This window comes from Halomonas garicola (genome assembly GCF_031935715.1).
Classification (GTDB): Bacteria; Pseudomonadota; Gammaproteobacteria; order Pseudomonadales; family Halomonadaceae; genus Vreelandella; species Vreelandella garicola.
The window spans coordinates 35,264-54,377 of the sequence record NZ_JASSZF010000016.1; the positions used below are offsets into that span (position 1 = coordinate 35,264).

A 19,114-nucleotide genomic window follows, 5' to 3' on the forward strand; every position below is an offset into this window, starting at 1 on the left:
CAGCGTGTGCTCACACCATAACCGCCCTTTGGCCGCGACGTGTACCACAATTGCCCCGCTTTTCTGCATAAAGGCGCCAGCGAGGTCGCAAAGGGGTTAAAAGGCCGGCGCCGGCGGCGCGTTACGTTGGCGAACGCCGGCGCAGGGCTTAAGCTGGTTGCCCGTGCTGCCAAGGAGCCTTCATGCCCGCGCTTACCGCCACCCGGCTACTCACCGACCTTGCCGCCACCCAGCGCCGGCGCCTGGCTCTGGCCGCCGGCTGCGGCCTGCTGGAAGGGGCTCTGGTCGTACTTCAGGCGGGGCTCTTTGCCTGGATCGCCAGCGCCTTGCTGGTCGATCACCGGCCGCTTGCCCGGATGGCGCTGCCGTTTGCTCTCTGGCTTTCAACGCTGCCTCTACGCGGGCTGCTCGGCTACGCCCGGGAAACCCTGGCCCAGGACGCCTCGCTGGCGGTGCGCAAGCGCCTGCGCCACCGACTGCTGGATCACCTGGCGCGGCTGGGGCCGGTGCAGGTGGCCGGGCACCACACCGCGTCGCTTGCCTACCAGGCGGTGGAGCAGGTGGAGGCGCTGGACGGCTACTTGGCGCGCTTTCGCGTGCAGCTGGTACTCGCCGTGGCGGTGCCGCTGCTGGTGCTTGGCATCACGCTCTACCTCGACTGGCTGGCGGCGATCTTTCTGCTGCTGGCCGCCCCCTTGATTCCGCTGTTCATGGCGCTGGTGGGCATGGGCGCCGAGCGGCTCAACCGCGAGCAGTTCGCCGCCGTGTCGCAGCTGTCGGGGCACTTCATCGACCGCGTGCGCAGCCTCACCACGCTCCGGCTGTTCGGCCACACCGAGCGCGCCACCCAGAGCATTCACGCCGCGGCGGACGGCTACCGCGTGCGCAGCATGCGCACCCTGCGGCTGGCGTTTCTCTCCTCGGCGGTGCTGGAGTTCTTTGCCTCGGTGGCCATTGCCGTGGTGGCCATCTACGTGGGCTTCGGGCTGCTGGGCTATATCGGCTACGGCCCCGCCGACGAGCTGACGCTGTTCAGCGGGCTTTTCATCCTGCTGCTGGCGCCGGAGTTCTTTCAGCCGCTGCGCAGCCTCGCCCAGCACTACCACGACCGCGCCGCCGCCCTGGGCGCGGCCGAACGCATTGCCGAACTGCTCGACCAGCCGGTGCCGGCCACGCGCCGCAATGATGCCCCGTCGCCGCCCCCCGCAAGCGAGGAAGATTTGCTGGTGCTCGACGCGGCAAGCGTCGCCCATCCGGGCCGCGGCACGGTGCTGGGGCCGGTCACGACGACGGTCAACCGGGGCGATACCATCGTGATCACCGGCGCCTCGGGCAGCGGCAAGTCCACGCTGCTGCAGCTGGCGGCGGGCTTTGTCGCCCCCGAGGAGGACGGCGCCTGCCGGCGCGCCCCAAACCTGCGCTTTGCATGGATGGACCAGCGCCCGCTGCTGGTCCACGGCACGCTTGCCGACAACCTGCGCCTGGCCGACCCGGAGGCCGACGACGCCGCGCTCACCCGGGCGCTGGAAAGCGCGCACCTGGGCGAGCTGCTCGCGCGCCTGCCCCAGGGACTCCAGACGCCCGTCGGCGAGCGCGGCGCCGGGCTATCCGGCGGCCAGGCCCAGCGGCTGGCGCTGGCCCGGGTGTTTCTCTCGGCCGCGCCGCTGGTGCTGCTCGACGAGCCCACGGCCAGCCTCGACGCCCGCAGCGAGCAGGCGATCATGAGCGCCCTTGAGGCGCTTAAGGCCGCCGGGCGCACCCTGATCATCGCCACCCACCATCCGGCGCTGATTGCCCTGGCCAGCCGCCGCTGGCAGCTGGATCAGGGCCGGCTCGAGGAGGTGCCCCATGGCTGATTCTTCATCCCTTATGCGCACCCTGCGCCCCTGGCTCGGCGTGCTCGCCAAACGCCGCCGCCGGCTGTGGCTGGGCGGGGGGCTCATGGCGCTGACGCTGTTGTCGGCGCTGGGGCTGTTTGCGGTGTCCGGCTGGTTCATCACCGCGACCGGCCTCACCGGCCTGCTGTTCGCCGCCGGCGTGGCGGCAACGCTTGACGTCTACGTGCCCGGCGGCCTGATCCGCCTGTTTGCCGTCACCCGCACGGCGAGCCGCTATCTGGAGCGGCTGTACAACCACGATACGGTGCTGCGCCTGCTCGCCGATCTGCGCACCCGGCTGTTTGCCGCGCTGGCCGGCCAAAGCAGCCGGGTGCTCGCCGGCCGCCGGGCCAGCGACTGGCTCAACCGCCTGACCGCGGACATCGACACCCTGGACAGCCTCTACCTGCGGCTGCTGGCGCCGCCCGCCGTGGCGCTGGTAGCCGGGGCCCTGCTCAGCGCCTTCGTGGCATATTTTGTGCCCCTGGCCGGCGCGGTGCTGGGCGCTGCGCTGCTGGCCGGCTGGCTGTGGTTTACCCTGGGGCAGGCGCGGCTGGGCATGGCCGCGAGCCGCCGCCACGTAAGCGAGCTTGAGGCGCTGCGCGGCGGCGTCATGGAAACCTTGCAGGGGCTTGCGGAGCTTGAAGCCTACGCCACCCTGGCCGAGCGCCAGCAACGGCTCGAACGGCTGGAAGCCCGCCTGCACGAAAGCCAGCGCCAGCTTGGCCGCCGGGTGGCGCTGGGCAACGCGCTGCAGGTATGGCTGACCGGCACCGCCGTTGCGGTCACCCTGTGGCTTGCCGCCGGCGCCTTCGAGGCCGGCAGCATCAGCGGCGCGGTAACAGTGATGCTGCCCATGGCGGTGCTGGCCATGAACGAGGCCTTCGGCGCGCTGCCGGCGGCCTTTACCTGGCTCGGCGCCACCCGGGGCGCGGCCGAGCGGCTCAACGAGCTGGCCGACCCCGCGCCTGCCGCCGAGCCGGAGCCCACCAAAGCACCCCCCTCGGGCGAACTGACGCTGACCCTCGACGACGTCGGCGTGCGCTACCCGGGCGCGCTGGAGCCGGCGCTGGACGGGCTCTCGCTGCGCCTTGCTCCGGGTGAGCGGCTGGCCGTCGAGGGCGCTTCCGGCTCGGGCAAGTCGACTCTCACCGCCCTGCTCGGCCGCCAGCTGGCGCCGTCGGAAGGCAGCATCACCCTTGGCGATATAGCGCTCGACGCCTGGCCCGAGGAGGCGCTGCGCCGCCGGGTCGCGGTGCTGACCCAGCAGACCGAGCTGCTCGACGATAGCCTCGCCGCCAACCTGCGCCTGGCCAACCCGGAGGCCGACAACGAAGCGCTCTGGCAGGCGCTCGACCAGGTCTCGCTTGCCGCCTGGGCGGGAGCGCTCCCCCAGGGGCTAAAGACTCGGGTGGGCGAAGGCGGCCGGCGGATTTCCGGCGGCCAGGCGCGCCGGGTGGCGCTGGCGCGGCTTTTCCTGCGCGACCCGGCGCTGGTGGTGCTCGACGAACCCTTTGCCGGCGTCGACCGAACCACGGCGCAGGCGCTGGGCGCCGCGCTTGACGCCTGGCTTGCCGGGCGCAGCGTGGTTTATCTGGTGCACAAGGCCGGCGGTGAGGTCGCGCTACCGGGCATTCAGCAGACGATATCGCTGGTCAACGGCCGGCCGACGCGCGCTGCGACCATACACCACGGCCCTGAGGGCAGCCCGCAGTAATAGGATATTCACACAGCGTATAGACGATAGGTCAGTGCTAATCCGCTGCAAAAAGCGCTAACCTCTATATGAATGAAACTTAGCTGCACATTTGCCGGCTTGTTTCGGTACGCCCCTTTTATCCCCCGGAGGTCATCATGGAGCTGGATCCGCTTCTGCTCTCCAGGCTGCAATTTGCTTTCGTGGTGCTGTTTCACGCCATTTTTCCGGTGTTCACCATCGGTCTGGCATCCTACATCGCCCTGCTGCACGGCCTGTTCTACAAAACCAAGAACCCCGCCTGGGACCGCCTGGCGCTGTTCTGGACCAGGGTCTTTGCCGTGGTGTTCGGCATGGGCGTGGTGTCGGGCATCGTCATGTCGTTCCAGTTCGGCACCAACTGGAGCAACTTCTCCCAGGCCACGTCCAATTTTTTGGGCCCGGTGCTGAGCTACGAAGTGCTGACGGCGTTTTTCCTCGAGGCCGGCTTTCTCGGCGTGCTGCTGTTTGGCCGCGACAAGGTGCCCGAAGGCGCGCACCTGTTTGCTGCGCTCATGGTGGCGCTTGGGACCTTCATTTCCTCGTTCTGGATCCTCTCCGCCAACAGCTGGATGCAGACGCCGGTGGGCTATGAGCTGATCGACGGCCGCTTTCATATTACTTCCTGGACCGAGGCCATCTTCAACCCCTCCTTCCGCTACCGCTTTGCCCACATGGTCATGGCGTCGTTTTTGACCGGGGGCTTTGTGGTGGCCGGCGTCAGCGCCTGGTTTCTGCTGCGCAAGCGCGACGTCGAGGCCAACAAGAAAGCGCTCTCCATGTGCCTGTGGATGCTCTTGATTCTGACGCCGGCTCAGGCGGTGGTGGGCGACTTCCACGGCCTCAACACCCTGGAGCATCAGCCGACCAAGGTGGCGGCCATGGAAGGCAACTGGGAAACTGACTCCGGCGTGCCGCTGCTGCTCTTTGCCCTGCCCGACAAGGGCGCCCAGACCAACCACCTGGAAATAGCGGTTCCCCGTCTCGCCAGCCTGATCCTGACCCACGACCTCGACGGCACGGTGCCGGGGCTTGAGGACGTGTCGGCCGAAGAGCAGCCGCCGGTGTTTATCGTCTTCTGGTCGTTTCGCATCATGGTGGGCCTGGGCCTGGCGATGATCGCCGTGGCGCTGGCCGGGCTTGTCCTGCGCCGGGGCGGGCGCGTCTATCGCCACCCGCTCTACCTGAAGACCCTGGTGGGCATGATCGGCGCGCCTTTCGTCGCCGTGCTGGCCGGCTGGGTGGTCACCGAGTCCGGCCGCTCACCCTGGCTGGTATACGGCGTGATGACCCACGCCGAGGGGCTGACGCCGTCGCTCACCGGCGCCATGGCGCTGTTCACCCTGATTGGTTATATGGCGGTATACGCCGTGGTGTTCATGGTCGGTATTTACTATCTGACCCGGGTCATCAGCAACGGCATGCTGCCCGAGCCCGACGAAATCAACGACGGCATGGGAAGCGCCAAGCGTCCGCTGTCCGCCGCGCATACGCCCTTTGACGACAACGACCTGCAGGGAGCCAAGTCATGAATCTGGACATTACCCTGGTATGGGCCGGCATTATCGGCTTTGGTGTCATCATGTACGTGCTGATGGACGGCTTTGATCTGGGGCTGGGAATCCTCTACCCCTTCGCCCCGGACGAAAACTCCCGGGACGTGATGATGAACTCGGTGGCCCCGGTATGGGACGGCAACGAAACCTGGCTGGTGCTGGGCGGGGCCGGCCTCCTCGGCGCCTTTCCGCTGGTTTATTCGGTGTTTCTGCCGGCGCTTTATATCGGCGTGTTCCTGATGCTCGCGGGGCTGATATTCCGCGGCATTTCCTTTGAGTTTCGCTTCAAGGCAAAGCGGAACCGCCACTGGTGGAACCGCGCCTTCTGCTGGGGCTCCGTGGTGGCCACCTTCGCCCAGGGGGCGGTGGTCGGCGCCTATATTCAGGGCTTCCCGGTGGAAGACGGGGTCTTTGTCGGCGGCGCCTTCGACTGGCTGACGCCGTTCACCGTGGTCACCGGCCTTGGGCTGATGGCGGGCTACGCGCTGCTCGGCGCTACCTGGCTGATCCTCAAGTCCGAAGGGCACGTCCAGAACTGGGCCTACGCCATTACCCCCCGGCTGCTTTGGGCGGTGCTCGGCGTGTTTGCCGTGATCAGCCTGTGGACGCCGCTGGTAAGCGTGGACGTCCGCGAGCGCTGGCTCAGCCATATTCACCTGATCTGGGTATTCCCTATTCTCGCCATGGCCTGCGCCGCCGCCCTGTACCGCGCGGTCAAGCAGCGCGAGGAGGGTCGCCCCTTCATCATGGCGCTGGGGCTGTTTATCTTTACCTATCTGGGCATGATCGCCAGCAAATGGCCGGTCATCGTGCCGCCGGACTACACCATCTGGGACGCCGCCTCGGCGCCGGAATCCCAGGTCTTCCTGCTCATCGGCACGGTGTTCGTTATCCCCGTCATCCTCGCCTATACCACCTGGACGTACTGGGTGTTCCGCGGCAAGGTGAAGGCCGACGACGGCTACCATTGATAGCGCCGTGAAGCGCTAGCCCTGCACGAAAAAAGCCGCCTCGCAGCCATGCGAGGCGGCTTTTATTTTATGGCACGGCGTCGGGCAAAACCCTTACTGGGGCTGCTTGGCCTTGCGCACGTAGGGCAGCGGCGCTTCGAACTCGCCGAATTTGGCCCGGGCATCGTCGTCGGACACGCTCGGCGGAATAATGATGTCTTCGCCGACGGTCCAGTCGGCCGGCGTAGCAACGCCGTGGCCGGCAGCGGTCTGCAGGGCATCCAGCGCGCGCAGGATTTCGCCGAAGTTACGGCCGACGTTCATCGGGTAGGTCATGGACAGCTTGAGCTGCTTGTCCGGGCCGATGATGAACACCGAGCGCACCGTGGCACTGTCCGCCGGCGTGCGGCCGTCCGGCAGGTAGGCTTCCGCCGGCAGCATGTCGAACAGCTTGGAAACCTTGAGGTCTTCGTCGGCGATGATCGGGAAACCTACAGCGCAGCCGGCGTAGGACTCGATATCCTTGACCCAGCCCTGGTGATCCTCCACGCCGTCAACGGAGACGCCGATTACCTTGGTCCCGCGCTTTTGCCACTCGTCATTCAGCGTGGCCACGGCGCCAAACTCGGTGGTGCACACCGGGGTGAAGTCTTTCGGGTGGGAAAAGAGGATCGCCCAGTCGTCGCCGATCCAGTCGTGAAAGCTGATATTGCCCTGGCTCGTCGGCGCGTCAAAATCCGGGACGGTCTCGTTGATACGTAGCGACATCGTTGACTCCTGACAGTTGCGTTTCTGGCGTCCGTATTGGACGCAGCTTGATCCATACGCTTCCATCATAGACCCGGCAGCGACTTATGTACAAATAGCATTAAATACAAAATTCTTATTACTTAATTACGATTCTGCCTGCTCTTCCCACCCGCTCTGCCAGCTTTCGCTCCGATCAGCCATCGGCGTCGATGCTCGGTTTTTCTTGACGCCGACCAGAAAGTGCTATAAAAAATATACTGTGTACAATAACTGGACAACCTTAGGAGCCTTTGATGAAAACAGCGCTGACTACCGCCCTGCTACCGGCAGCCTGATGGCCACTATTGCCGGCGCCAGCCTGGCCGCCGACAACCCCATGAGCGTGCACGTGCTCAACATCGAAAACGGCCTGCCCTCGCCGGACGTCAACGTCACGCTTGAGCAGCGTCACGACGACGGCGAGTGGAAAGAAATCAACAGCGCCGTCACCGGCGACAACGGCCGCATCAACGCGCTCTACCCCGAAGATACCGAGCTTGAAAACGGCGTTTACCGGGTGACGTTCGATACCGGCGAATGGTTCGAAAGCCACGACACCGAAACCTTTTTCCCCGAGGTGCCGGTAGTCTTCGCCATCGACGGCGAGCTGGACCACTACCATATTCCGCTGCTGCTGAGCCCCTACGGCTACTCCACCTACCGCGGCAACTAAAGCGTATCGCCGCCAGCGGCACTATTAGCTCCCGTATAGCGCCCCAAACGAACCTGCCCCCGTTGCCGCAAGGCAACGGGGGCAGGTTTTTCAGCAAGCTAGTGCGAGCCTGGCCGTGCTGCGATAGGAGTGCCTACAGGTGCCACTCCAGGTTAAACGTGGCGGCATCGGTATCCACGCCCTTGTTGCCGAACTTGTTGCGCCAGAACTCGTAGCCCACGCCGGCCCAGAGACGGTTTTCCTCGCCCCAGGCAAGCTTGCCGACGTCCATCATCAGCGACGGGCGTGATAGGCGCTCGGGCTTGGTATGTTCACTACCGCCGCCCTTGCCCTTGGCGCCGTTGTAGTTGAAAAAGCCCTGAAACTTCATCGGCACCGGACCCGCTTCAAAGGGCAGACCCCACGCCAGGTTGACCTGGTAGTAGTCGTCAAACTCACGGGTGCCGATGAAGTTGGCGTGGTTCCACTCGTAGGAGTAGAACAGGCTCAGGTCGAGAAAGCCTTCCGGCACGTCAAATTTGAGCGTCGGGCCCGCCAGCAGCTGGCGCTTGCGCGGGGCAAATTCGGTGTTCTTGGTATTGAGATCCACGCCGCCGGTCAGCGCCACGTCCTTGACCGGGCCAAACGCCAGCTCATCGCCAAACAGCTTGCCGTAGTGCAGCTGGTTGCGATACATCACGTAGGCCTCGGTCGCGCCGGTATCGCCGCCGCTTGTCGGGTCGTTGCTGTCGGACTGCAGCAGATCAATGTTGAACAGGTGCTGGCCCAGCGAGTGGCCGCCAACGTAGTTGAACTGAAGAATATGCTTTTCGATGTGCTTGTCCCCGTCTTTCTGAGGACCGGGGCCCGGCTCGGTAAAGTCGGTGCCGTAGCGATAACCGATGAAAGAGTCGCTCCAGGTCGCCGCCTGGGCCTGGGTGAAGGCGCACGCCGCCAGCGTCGTGGCACCTACCAGGGCGGCCACGGAGTGTTTGGTGTTAAACATCAGTCAAATACCCTTTGGTTTTATTGTAAGAGTCGAGGCCGGTGCTTTAGCGCCGGCTGTTGGCTCCGACTGCCCCGCCGCGTTGTTGCGCCTTGGCGCTTTGTTGTCGGGGTCACAGTCAGCTTGCGATACGTCCGGATTGACAGCTAAAGGGGCGTCAGCCGAACAAGGCGCCGGTCATGATCCCGACACCCCTTGTATACAATAATAACCTACACAAAATGCCACGAAGCGACAACAGTTTCGCCGAAATGTTGTTGTTCTTTATGCCTTCATCCGGCACACAGCCGGTTTTTCGCCGCTTCCCCGGCAGCGCGCCGCCCACGACCGCCCACAAAAAACGGCGCCCGTGGGGCGCCGTTGCGATGCAGCCGGAAGCGGCTGGGGGTGAGTCGGCCTGAGTCGCGCTAGCTACGAGCGCCGAAGATGGCCATCAGATCGGTTTCTGCCTCTCGGGGGCACAGGTCCAGCAGGTTCTCCAGGCTGTACAGATGGTGGTCAACGCCGGCTCTGGCCGCCTCGGCGTCGCCGCGCTGCAGGCTTTCCAGCAGTCGGGGATGGTCGCCTTCCAGGTAGCAGGAGCCCAGGCTCGGGCGCTTGTACAGCGCAATCACAATGGACGTCCGCACGATCAGGTCGGTAAGCATGGAGCCCAGGATACGGTTGGGCGCATGCTCCGCCAGCAGATGGTGGAAGCTCAGCGAGTGCTCGATGCGCGCCGGCTCGTCGCCCTTGGCGTAGGCCAGCTTTTCCTGCTCGACGTGATGGCTCAACGCGTCCAGCGCTTTGGCGTCGAGGCTGCCGGCCTGAAGCGCCACGGCTTCGCCTTCTACCAGCCGCCGCGCGGCGAAGGTGTCGCGGGTTTCCTCGATGGTGGGCGCCCGCACCCGCGCCACCTGGTTGGGGCGCTGGTCCAGCACGTGCTCCGAGGCCAGCCGGGTGAGCGCCTTGCGCACCACCGAACGGCTGACGCCGAACACCTCGCCCAGCGTGACTTCGGGCAGCCGGGTATCCGGCGGCAGGCGCTGCATCAGCACCGCCGCGCGAATGTGATCCACAATATCCTGATCGCTGACGCGACCGCGCTCCCGCGCAGACGGCGACAGCGTTTTACGCCAGACGGGGTTCATCGACCGTTCTCCACAATGAGTTCACCATAAAACGGCGCATTTTAGCCCCGAAAGGCGGCAAAAAGACAGCGTCTGCTTCAGGATGCCGCCTTTCTGCCGCGATGGATCGCGCTGACGCCCGGCTTCGCCGGGTCAGTCTCGCCGGTGGGCGTCGGTGACGCGCAGCACTTTCATAGTGTTGGTGCCGCCGTGGGCGTTCATGTGATCGCCGCGGGTCACGATGACGTGGTCGCCGACGTGGGCAAGCCCCTCCTTGACCAGCAGCGCCAGGGCATTGCCGTGAAGCGCCGAGGCCTCCATGCGGCTGGTATCAAACGCAAGCGACACCACGCCGCGGTAAAGCGCCATGCGCCGCTGGGCAATAGCGCTGTGGGCGAGCCCCACAATGGGCAGACCGGAGTGAATACGCGAGGCAATCAGCGCGGTGTAGCCGCTCGAGGTCATGCAGGCAATGGCGGAGACGCCTTCCAGATGGTTGGCGGCATACATCGCCGACAGCGCCACGGTCTCATCGCTGCGGGTGAAACCCTGGTGAATGCGGTGGCCGGATTCCTGGGTACTGCGCTCGCGCTCGGCGCCCAGGCACACGCGGTCCATGGCCTCGACGGTTTCCACCGGGTAGTCGCCGGCGGCGGTTTCCGCGGAAAGCATCACCGCGTCGGTGCCGTCGAGCACGGCATTGGCCACGTCGAAGACCTCGGCCCGGGTGGGCAGCGGCGACTCGATCATCGACTCCATCATCTGGGTGGCGGTGATCACCGCGCGGTTCAGGGTGCGCGCGCGCTTGATGATGCGCTTTTGCACGCCGATCAGCTGGGAGTCGCCGATTTCCACGCCCAGATCCCCCCGGGCGACCATGACCGCTTCGGAGGCCTTGATGATGCCGTCCAGGGTGTCGTCGTCGGCCACCGCCTCGGCGCGCTCGATCTTGGCCACCAGGCCGATCTCCTTGCCTTTCTCGCCCAGCAGCTGGCGCGCCTCTTCCATGTCGGCCGCGGTCCGCGGAAACGACACGGCCATGTAGTCCACACCGATGTCCAGCGCGGTTTGCAGATCTTCCCTGTCCTTGTCGGTCAGCGCCGGCGCGGACAAGCCGCCGCCCAGCTTATTGATGCCTTTGTTGTTGGAAAGCGTACCGCCGACAATAACGTGGGTGTGGACTTCGCGGCCCTTGACCGCGTCAACGTCGAGCACCAGGCGGCCGTCGTCCAGCAGCAGGCGATCGCCGACGTCCAGGTCATCGGCCAGGGTCTTGTAGTCGCAGCCTACCCGGGTGTCGTCGCCGGCGTCGCTGTCCAGCTCCATGTCGAGAACGAAGGGCTTGCCTTCTTCGAGCTCGACTTCACCGTCCTTGAAGCGGGCGATGCGGATCTTGGGGCCCTGCAGGTCGGCAAGGGCGGCGACGCTCTTGCCGATGCGATCGGCAATCTCGCGCACCTGAGTCAGCCGCTGGCGGTGGTCGTCCGCCGAGCCGTGGGAAAAGTTGAGGCGAACGACGTCGACGCCGGCGCGCAGCATGCGCTCCAACTCGCCCTCGCGGTCGCTGGCGGGCCCCAGCGTAGCGACGATCTTGGTGCGGCGAATGGGAACATAGGTATTGTTATTCATACGGACCTCGGCAGCGCCGGAGAGGCGCGAAATTCGTTAACGTTGGTGCGGGTTGGCTGTCCCCGTCACGCTTGAATGTTCCAGGGGGCAAAGAGGGAGGGAGGAAAACCGGCGTCAGGCGCTTTAACAAGCGACGATGCGGGCCTGACGCCGGGATAGGGGCACCATTTGCATGGTGGCAACAGGTGCCACCCTCTTTGCCCGGGGGTGGCACCTGACTCAGGACGCGGCGCTCACGGTCGCGCGCCGCAAGCGGCGGATTACTTGCCGACTTCGTGGTTGGCCAGCATTTCCAGCGCGCGCACCATGCCCGCGTGGTCCCAGTCGGCGCCGCCGTTGGCCGCGCAGGCCTGGAAGAGCTGCTGGGCGTTGGCGGTACCCGGCAGGGACACGTCCAGCGTCCGCGCGCCTTCCAGCGCCAGGTTAAGATCCTTCTGGTGCAGCTTGACCTTGAAGCCCGGGTCGAAGGTGCGGTTGATCATGCGCTCGCCGTGGACGTCCAGAATCTTCGACTGCGCCAGCCCGCCGAGCAGCGACTCGCGCACCTTGGCGACGTCGGCGCCCGCCTTGGAGGCGAACAGCAGGCCCTCGGAAACGGCTTCAATGGTCAGCGCCACGACGATCTGGTTGGCGACCTTACAGGTCTGGCCGGAGCCGTTTTCGCCGATGTGAGTGATGGATGAGCCCATCACTTCGAGAACCGGCTTGCCGCGCTCAAAGGCAGCTTCGCTACCGCCTACCATGATGGTAAGCGCAGCGTTGATGGCACCGCCTTCACCGCCGGATACCGGGGCGTCGAGGTAGTCACCGCCGGCCTCCTTGATGCGCTTGGCGAAGTCCTGAGTGGGCATCGGCGCAATGGAGCTCATGTCGATGACCAGGGTGTCTTTCTTCAGGCCTTCGATCACGCCGTTCTCGCCGAACAGGACGTTTTCCACGTCCGGCGTGTCCGGCACCATGGTGATGATGATCTCGGACTGCTCGGCAACCGCCTTGGGGGTGTCGACGACGTTGGCGCCCTTTTCCTTGAGGTCAGACGGCAGCGGCGAGTTGTGCACAACGGTGTAGATGTCGTGGCCGGCGTCCAGCAGATGGCCTGCCATCGGGCGACCCATGATACCCAGTCCGATAAAACCGATCTTGCTCATAGTAGTCTCCTATCACTTGCACTGAATACGTGTCCCCTGTGGGTAAGGTGGACACGTACGGCTTATGTCTTGTGTATGGCTTAGCGCGCGTCTTTCAGCCAGCCAAGCCCTTCCCTGGTACCGGCCTTCGGCTTGTATTCGCAGCCGATCCAGCCACTGTAGCCCAGGCCATCGAGGTGGGCGAACAGGAAGGGGTAGTTGATTTCGCCGGTGCCCGGCTCGTGGCGGCCCGGGTTGTCGGCCAGCTGCACGTGGGCGATACGCTTGAGATGCTTTTCGATGGTCGGCGCGATATCGCCTTCCATGATCTGCATGTGATAGATGTCGTACTGCAGCTTGAGATTGTCGCTGCCGACCTCGTCAAACAGCGCGATCGCCTGCTCGGTGCGGTTGAGGAAGAAGCCCGGGATATCGCGGGTGTTGATCGGCTCGGCGATCAGCAGAAGCCCTTCGCCCTTGAGCCTGTCGGCGGCAAAGCGCAGGTTGTCGATTAGCGTCTTGCGCGCCTCGTCGTCGCTGACGCCTTCCGGCTGGATACCCGCCAGGCAGTTGACCTGGGTGTTGCCCAGTACCTTGGCGTACTCGATGGCCTTGTCCACGCCTTCGCGGAATTCGTCCACGCGGTCCGGGTGGCAGCCGATGCCGCGCTCGCCGGCCCCCCAGTCGCCGGCCGGCAGGTTGAACAGCACCTGTTCCAGGCCGTTGTCGTCCAGGCGCTTTTTGATCTCGGACGCTTCGAAGTCGTAGGGGAAGAGGTATTCCACGCCCTTGAAGCCCGCGTCGCCGGCTTCCTTGAAGCGGTCGAGGAAATCCACCTCGGTGAACAGCATGCTGAGATTCGCGGCAAATTTAGCCATATCAATCTCCCTGTGTGTTTGCGTGTATGTCAACGCGCTTGGCGTGCCTATCAAAGTGCCCGGCACCGGTAACCGCCGGCGCCGGAGAGTAGCCGTTGCTTAGCGCAGGGAAGCGATGGAGCTCGGCGCGTCGGTCTCGTTTTCGGCCAGCGCCTCGAACTCGTTAACGGTGCTCAGATCCTTGCCGCTCATGGAGATGTTGGTGATCCGCTCGAGAATCACCTCTACCACGACCGGCACCTGGTACTCTTCCTTGAGCTGCTTGGCTTTCTCGAAAGCCGGAGCAATCTCTTCCGGGTCGGTGACGCGAATGGCTTTACAGCCCAGCCCTTCTACCACGGAGACATGGTCAACGCCGTAGCCGTTGATTTCCGGGCAGTTGATGTTCTCAAACGCCAGCTGAACCTGATAGTCCATGTCAAAGCCGCGCTGGGACTGGCGGATCAGGCCCAGGTAGGAGTTGTTCACCAGCACGTGGATGTAGGGCAGGTTGAACTGCGCGCCCACGGCCAGCTCTTCGATCATGAACTGGAAGTCATAGTCGCCGGACAGCGCGACGATATCGGTCTTCGGGTCGGCGCGACGCACGCCCAGCGCCGCCGAAATGGTCCAGCCCAGCGGGCCGGCCTGGCCACAGTTGATCCAGTGGCGCGGCTTGTAGACGTGCAGGAACTGCGCGCCGGCGATCTGCGACAGGCCGATGGACGAGACGTAGCGCGTGTTCTTGCCGAACGCCTTGTTCATTTCCTGGTAAACGCGCTGGGGCTTGACCGGCGTCTCCTTGAAGTCGGTCTTGCGCAGCATGGCCGTGTCACGCTTGCGATCGTAGCACTCCTTGGCCCAGGCGCTGCGGTCCTTCAGCTTGCCCGCGGCCTTCCACTCCTTGGCCACTTCGACGAACAGCTCAAGGGCTGCCTTGGCGTCGGAGACGATGCCGTAGTCCGGGCCGAAGATGCGCCCGATCTGGAACGGCTCGATATCGACGTGGACGAACTGGCGGCCTTCGGTATAGGTCGCGACGTCACCGGTGTGACGGTTGGCCCAGCGGTTGCCGATGCCCATGACAAAGTCGGACTCGAGCATGGTGGCGTTACCGTAGCGGTGGTGCGTCTGCAGCCCCACCATGCCGGCCATCAGCTCGTGGTCGTCGGGAATCGCGCCCCAGCCCATCAGCGTGGGGATCACCGGAATACCCGCCGTTTCGGCAAACTCGGTGAGCAGGTCGCTGGCATCGGCGTTGATGATGCCGCCGCCGGCTACCAGCAGCGGCTTCTCGGACTCGTTGAGCATGCCCAGCGCTTTTTCGATCTGCGCCCGGCTGGCGCTCGGCTTGTACGCCGGCAGCGGCTCGTAGGTATCCGGGTCGAACTCGATTTCGCTCATCTGCACGTCGATGGGCAGGTCGATCAGCACCGGGCCGGGGCGCGAGCTGCGCATTAGCTGGAAGGCTTTCTGGAAGGCACGCGGCACCTGGGCCGGCTCCAGCACGGTGATCGCCCACTTGGTAACCGGCTCGGCAATCGCCTGGATATCGACCGCTTGGAAGTCTTCCTTGTGCAGCTTGGCCGCCGGCGCCTGGCCGGTCACGCACAGGATCGGAATGGAATCGGCGCTGGCCGAGTAAAGGCCGGTGATCATGTCGGTGCCGGCCGGGCCCGAGGTGCCCACACACACGCCGATATTGCCCGCCTCGGTGCGGGTGTAACCCTCGGCCATGTGCGAGGCGCCCTCGACGTGGCGTGCCAGCACGTGATCCACGCCGCCCACCTTGCGCATGGCCGCATAGAACGGGTTGATCGCCGCGCCGGGCAGGCCGAACGTCACGTCCACGCCTTCTTTCTTGAGCACGTGGATGGCGGCTTCAGCAGCAGTCATCTTAGCCATTTGAATCTCTCCTCAGTCAGGAACCCCGGCTGCTCTGATCAGGCAAGCGCCAGCGCCCCTCGATAAACGAACGTCCCGCCGTCAGGAACATTGCCGTAGCCGATACGGTTGTGTTCAAAACCGGCCACCCGACCGTCGGTCTTTAAAGGGCGGTGGCCACAACGGTATCCAGTACTTGTATTCAAAAGTATGCGCTAGACGCCGAGCTGTCAATAATTTGTGGAAATATTTTCCATTAAAATGAAAAAATGGCATCTGCCTTGCCGATCGGCTCATTTTTCACCGGTTAATCAAGGCATTAAGTCAATAAACTGTGAGATAAGGAGGGAGCTTCAACCCAGCGACCAGGGCCAGCGCAGAGTTTAGCCACCGTCAGCAGGCACGCGGCGGCGGCGTTACCGCACCGCAAAGCCCGGCGCTTTAGTGGCCGCCCAGCCCGAATATCTGGTGCAGGTCGGGCGCGCCGGCCTGCTCTTCTACTACCGCAAGCGAGGCTTCAACCTCCCTGAGATGGCGCTGCATGAACGCCTTGGCGTTGGTGCCTTCGCCACGCTCCAGGTACCCCACCAGGTCATCGTGGTCGTGAGACTCGCAGCCCAGGTGGCCGGTATTGCCGTATACGGCAAGAATCAGCGAGGAGCGCGAGCACAGCTGACGGATAAAACCGGCAAGCGCGGCATTGCCGGAAAGCTCGCCCAGGCGCTCGTGAAACGCGGCAGAAAGCTTGATGGCCCGACTTTTCTCGCTCCGCCCCAGGGCATCGCGCTCTGCGCGCGCCATCTGGCGCAGGTCGCGGACGTCTTCCGGCGTAATCCGCCGCGCGACGTCGGGCATCAGGCCGCACTCCACCAGCTGCCGGGCGGCGAACACGTCCCGGGCCTCGCTCGCCGTGGGCCGGGTCACACTTGCCCCACGCCGGGGCGTGAGCGTGACCAGCTGCTCCAGAGCCAACCGCTGCAAAATCTTGCGTATCCCGGTGCGGCTGACGCTGAATACCTCGGCCAGGGCATCCTCCCGCAGCCTGGCGCCCGGCAGCAGCTGATGTTCGATAATCGCATCGCTGATGGCCCGGTAAATGGCTTCATGCCGCTCGGCGCCGTCGCCATTTTTACCGGCCCCTCCGCCGCGGGCCGGCGCCGACGGCTGGCTTTCCTTATCGTGCAACTTATCCATGGCTGAGTCCTTTTTCGTCTTCTCCAACGGGGCTTATCCAGCGGTGACAGGTGCGCTCGGCTATCGGACGCGTAACAGCATCAGCGCAGCGGCTACACCGGCATTCGAGTCAACGATAGCCGCGATAACGCAGACAGTATCGCCCCTTTTTGTATACAAAAATACACTTATACTAAAGGCTTAACCTAGCCCTTAGCCCGGACCGGCCTGCATCATAAGCGCCCCAAGCGCATAAAAAACCCGTCCGCCACGCGCCGCCAAAGCCACAGAAAAATCATTAACGTGTTGTTTTACTCAGTAATTTACTTTGTTTCAGCGCTACAGCGACGCTCTTACCGCGCCTGCCGCAGCGAAGCTGGCGAACGCCGAGCGGTGTCACGGCAGCAAAGAAAAACGCCAAGCATATTTATTTTTCACAACCGTTTTGTGTACAGTGGCTCGATATTGATGAAACAACCTACTCTTTGTAGTGCATACAACAACAAAGCTAAGGAGAAATCCCGATGAGCGACGCAAGCGCATCTCCGGAACTGGGGAAGCGTACAGACACGACCAACCGGTCCCTGTTCGACTTCTACAGCCGGCCCAAATTCTACAAGGCTCTGCCCATTTCGCTGCAGCACCTGCTGGCCATGATCGCCGGCGTCATCACGCCGCCGATCATCGTTGCCGGCGTCGTTGACGCCACGCCCCAGGAGCAGCTGCTGCTGGTTCAGGTAGCGGTACTCGCCTCGGGTATCTGCACTATTTTCCACCTTTACGGCGTGTGGAAGTTCGGCGCCCGCCTGCCGGCCATCTCTTCGGCGTGGGCTTCGCCTATGTGCCAACGCTGATTGCCGTCGGCAACGGCTTTGGCATCGAGGGTATTCTCGGCGCCCAGCTGATCGGCGGCATCGTCATGATGCTGGTGGGCTACTTCATCCAGTATATCCGCCAGCTCTTTCCCCCGGTCGTGGCCGGCACCGTGGTTCTGGTCATCGGGCTTTCGCTTTACGACATTGCCGTAAAGTACATGGCCGGCAGCGGTAACACCTCGGCGGAAGGCTTTGGCGATCTGATCAACTGGGCCGTTGGCGGGATCACCCTGGTGACCGTGCTGCTTGCCTCGCAGTTCGGCAAGGGCGTGATCAAGCTGTCCGCGATCATCGTGGGCATCGTGGTTGGCTACATCATTTCCCTGGCGCTGGGCATGGTCGACTTCTCAAGCATCGGCGAAGCAGCCTGGTTCTCGGTACCCAGGGTAATGCCGTTCGAGATGGAGTTCCACGGCGCCGCCATCGCCTCCATGGTGGTGATCTGCGTGATCAACTCGGTGCAGACCATCGGCGATCTTTCGGCCACTTCGGTTGGCGGCATGAACCGCGAGCTGGAAACCAAGGAGCTCACCGGTGGCCTGCTGGGCAACGGCCTGACCACCGCCGTCAGCGCGTTCTTCGGCGCTTTGCCGACCTCTACGTTCAGCCAGAACGTGGGTATCGTCGCCATGACCAAGGTCATCAGCCGCTTCGTTCTCGCCATCACCGCGGTCTTCATGATCCTCGCCGGCCTGAGCCCCAAGTTCAGCGCGGTGATGACCACCATCCCGTACCCGGTGCTGGGCGGCGCGACCATTACCGTTTTCGGCATGATTACCATGACCGGCATCCAGCTGCTGGTGAAGGATGAAATGTCCGCCCGCAACATGACCATTGTGGGTCTGGCGCTGGCGCTGAGCCTGGGTATCGCCTCGGTTCCCGAAGCAATCGCGCAGTTCCCCGAAGTAGTGCGGAACATCATCGGCGGCGCGCCGATCGTGGTGGCGGCCATCACCGCCTTTGTGCTCAACATCGTACTGCCCAACAAGTCGCTGTCCGATGAGGCCAAGGAGCGCGAAGCCATCGAAGCCGCCGAGGCGGCCGAAGACTCCGTCGCCCATCAGCCTGGCGCCAAGGCCAACAGCGCAAGCTGATGCGCGAGCCTTGACCCCGGCCGCCAACGGCCGAGGCAAAAGCCCGCTAACGATGCCGTGGACACGCCGTGTTCACGGCATTTTTCTGCCCGCGCCAACTCATCATGAGTGCGACAGCAATCCACCCGGCTAACGCCAGTGACGGTCAGTCCACATATACATTGATGATAAGCTTATAAAGCTATCGGGAACTTGCGACCGCACAGGACTCTAAGACAGGGCGCTGCTGCAAGCGCACCGAATAGCGACACGAAACCGTTCTGCTCAACACAAGGGGAAAGCATGAAAAACGTCACCAGAACAGCCGGTTACTCACTGCTACTGGGGCTTGCCCTGGGGCTTTCCGGCTGTGCCGCCCACAGCACCGACCAGAGCGCCGCCGACGACACGCCCGACGTTGCCCTTGCCAACACCTACTGGAAGCTCACGGAACTGGCCGACGGCCCCGTGGCGGATACCCAGGATGACCAGCGCGAGGCGCACTTTGTGCTGCACGAAGACGATCAGCGCGTCGCCGGCGCCACGGGCTGCAACCAGCTGATGGGCAACTACAGCCAAGACGATACGCATATTGCCTTCGAGCAGCTGGCGACCACCATGATGGCCTGCCCGGAGACGGCCGGTGCCGAACGCGCCTATCTCAACGCCCTGAACCAGGTCGAGCGCTGGGAAGTCAACGGCAAGACACTGACGCTTACCAATGATGACAGCGAGACGCTGGCCCGCTTCCAGGCCGTTCATCTGTACTGAGGACGACCTGAAGATGACGAGCGCTGATCGACAAGACCCTCAAGACCTTTG

The 19,114-nt window shown here is 63.9% G+C and carries 16 protein-coding genes; 8 read left to right on the forward strand and 8 right to left on the reverse strand.

Annotated elements, in window-relative coordinates:
* Nucleotides 1-182: 182 nt before the first annotated feature.
* From cydD to RS027_RS07560, 4 genes are all read left to right on the forward strand, one after another.
* A complete protein-coding gene (gene cydD / locus RS027_RS07545; protein ID WP_311955642.1) occupies nucleotides 183-1,856 on the forward strand; it encodes a thiol reductant ABC exporter subunit CydD in 1,674 nt (557 codons plus the stop codon).
* Nucleotides 1,849-3,594 carry a thiol reductant ABC exporter subunit CydC gene (cydC, locus tag RS027_RS07550; RefSeq protein WP_311955645.1) on the forward strand — a complete coding sequence of 582 codons (1,746 nt, stop codon included), beginning with the start codon at nucleotides 1,849-1,851 and terminating at the stop codon, nucleotides 3,592-3,594. The genes cydD and cydC overlap by 8 nt, the downstream gene beginning before the upstream one ends.
* 137 nt (nucleotides 3,595-3,731) lie before the next feature.
* Complete coding sequence (locus RS027_RS07555) at nucleotides 3,732-5,144, forward strand: cytochrome ubiquinol oxidase subunit I (RefSeq protein WP_311955646.1); 1,413 nt, start codon at nucleotides 3,732-3,734, stop codon at nucleotides 5,142-5,144.
* Nucleotides 5,141-6,139: a cytochrome d ubiquinol oxidase subunit II gene (locus RS027_RS07560; protein WP_311955647.1), complete on the forward strand. Its 999-nt coding sequence runs from the start codon at nucleotides 5,141-5,143 to the stop codon at nucleotides 6,137-6,139. The genes RS027_RS07555 and RS027_RS07560 overlap by 4 nt, the downstream gene beginning before the upstream one ends.
* A gap of 93 nt (nucleotides 6,140-6,232) precedes the next feature.
* Here the strand turns inward: RS027_RS07560 and RS027_RS07565 are convergent, their stop codons facing one another.
* On the reverse strand, nucleotides 6,233-6,886 hold the full coding sequence (locus RS027_RS07565; protein WP_311955650.1) for a peroxiredoxin: 654 nt from the start codon (nucleotides 6,884-6,886) through the stop codon (nucleotides 6,233-6,235).
* Between the two features lie 316 nt (nucleotides 6,887-7,202).
* On the opposite strand from RS027_RS07565, the gene uraH reads away from it, so the two are divergent.
* A complete protein-coding gene (gene uraH / locus RS027_RS07570) occupies nucleotides 7,203-7,580 on the forward strand; it encodes a hydroxyisourate hydrolase (protein WP_311955654.1) in 378 nt (125 codons plus the stop codon).
* Nucleotides 7,581-7,713: 133 nt separating this feature from the next.
* On the opposite strand, the gene RS027_RS07575 is transcribed toward uraH, so the two are convergent.
* The 7 genes from RS027_RS07575 to RS027_RS07605 form a co-directional block, all read right to left on the reverse strand.
* Nucleotides 7,714-8,565, reverse strand: coding sequence for a hypothetical protein (locus RS027_RS07575; protein WP_311955658.1), 852 nt, complete (start codon nucleotides 8,563-8,565; stop codon nucleotides 7,714-7,716).
* Between the two features lie 407 nt (nucleotides 8,566-8,972).
* Entirely contained in the window at nucleotides 8,973-9,695 is a 723-nt protein-coding gene (locus tag RS027_RS07580; RefSeq protein ID WP_311955660.1) for a GntR family transcriptional regulator, read from the reverse strand.
* 132 nt (nucleotides 9,696-9,827) lie between these two features.
* The gene (gene pyk / locus RS027_RS07585) at nucleotides 9,828-11,303 is read right to left on the reverse strand and encodes a pyruvate kinase (protein ID WP_311955661.1); all 1,476 of its coding nucleotides are present in this window, start codon (nucleotides 11,301-11,303) and stop codon (nucleotides 9,828-9,830) included.
* Between the two features lie 260 nt (nucleotides 11,304-11,563).
* Entirely contained in the window at nucleotides 11,564-12,451 is an 888-nt protein-coding gene (locus RS027_RS07590) for a 2-hydroxy-3-oxopropionate reductase (RefSeq protein ID WP_311955663.1), read from the reverse strand.
* 80 nt (nucleotides 12,452-12,531) lie between these two features.
* Nucleotides 12,532-13,308 (reverse strand): hydroxypyruvate isomerase, encoded by a 777-nt coding sequence (hyi, locus tag RS027_RS07595; RefSeq protein ID WP_311955664.1) that lies wholly within the window; start codon nucleotides 13,306-13,308, stop codon nucleotides 12,532-12,534.
* Nucleotides 13,309-13,407: 99 nt separating this feature from the next.
* The gene (gcl, locus tag RS027_RS07600; RefSeq protein ID WP_311955667.1) at nucleotides 13,408-15,192 is read right to left on the reverse strand and encodes a glyoxylate carboligase; all 1,785 of its coding nucleotides are present in this window, start codon (nucleotides 15,190-15,192) and stop codon (nucleotides 13,408-13,410) included.
* 420 nt (nucleotides 15,193-15,612) lie between these two features.
* Complete coding sequence (locus tag RS027_RS07605; RefSeq protein WP_311955668.1) at nucleotides 15,613-16,365, reverse strand: GntR family transcriptional regulator; 753 nt, start codon at nucleotides 16,363-16,365, stop codon at nucleotides 15,613-15,615.
* Nucleotides 16,366-16,868: 503 nt separating this feature from the next.
* Here RS027_RS07605 and RS027_RS07610 point away from each other — a divergent pair.
* From RS027_RS07610 to RS027_RS07620, 3 genes are all read left to right on the forward strand, one after another.
* On the forward strand, nucleotides 16,869-17,198 hold the full coding sequence (locus tag RS027_RS07610) for a solute carrier family 23 protein (protein ID WP_311955670.1): 330 nt from the start codon (nucleotides 16,869-16,871) through the stop codon (nucleotides 17,196-17,198).
* Nucleotides 17,132-18,313 carry a uracil-xanthine permease family protein gene (locus RS027_RS07615; protein WP_311955671.1) on the forward strand — a complete coding sequence of 394 codons (1,182 nt, stop codon included), beginning with the start codon at nucleotides 17,132-17,134 and terminating at the stop codon, nucleotides 18,311-18,313. The genes RS027_RS07610 and RS027_RS07615 overlap by 67 nt, the downstream gene beginning before the upstream one ends.
* Before the next feature lie 282 nt (nucleotides 18,314-18,595).
* Nucleotides 18,596-19,063 (forward strand): META domain-containing protein, encoded by a 468-nt coding sequence (locus RS027_RS07620; protein ID WP_311955674.1) that lies wholly within the window; start codon nucleotides 18,596-18,598, stop codon nucleotides 19,061-19,063.
* The last annotated feature ends 51 nt before the right edge of the window (nucleotides 19,064-19,114 follow it).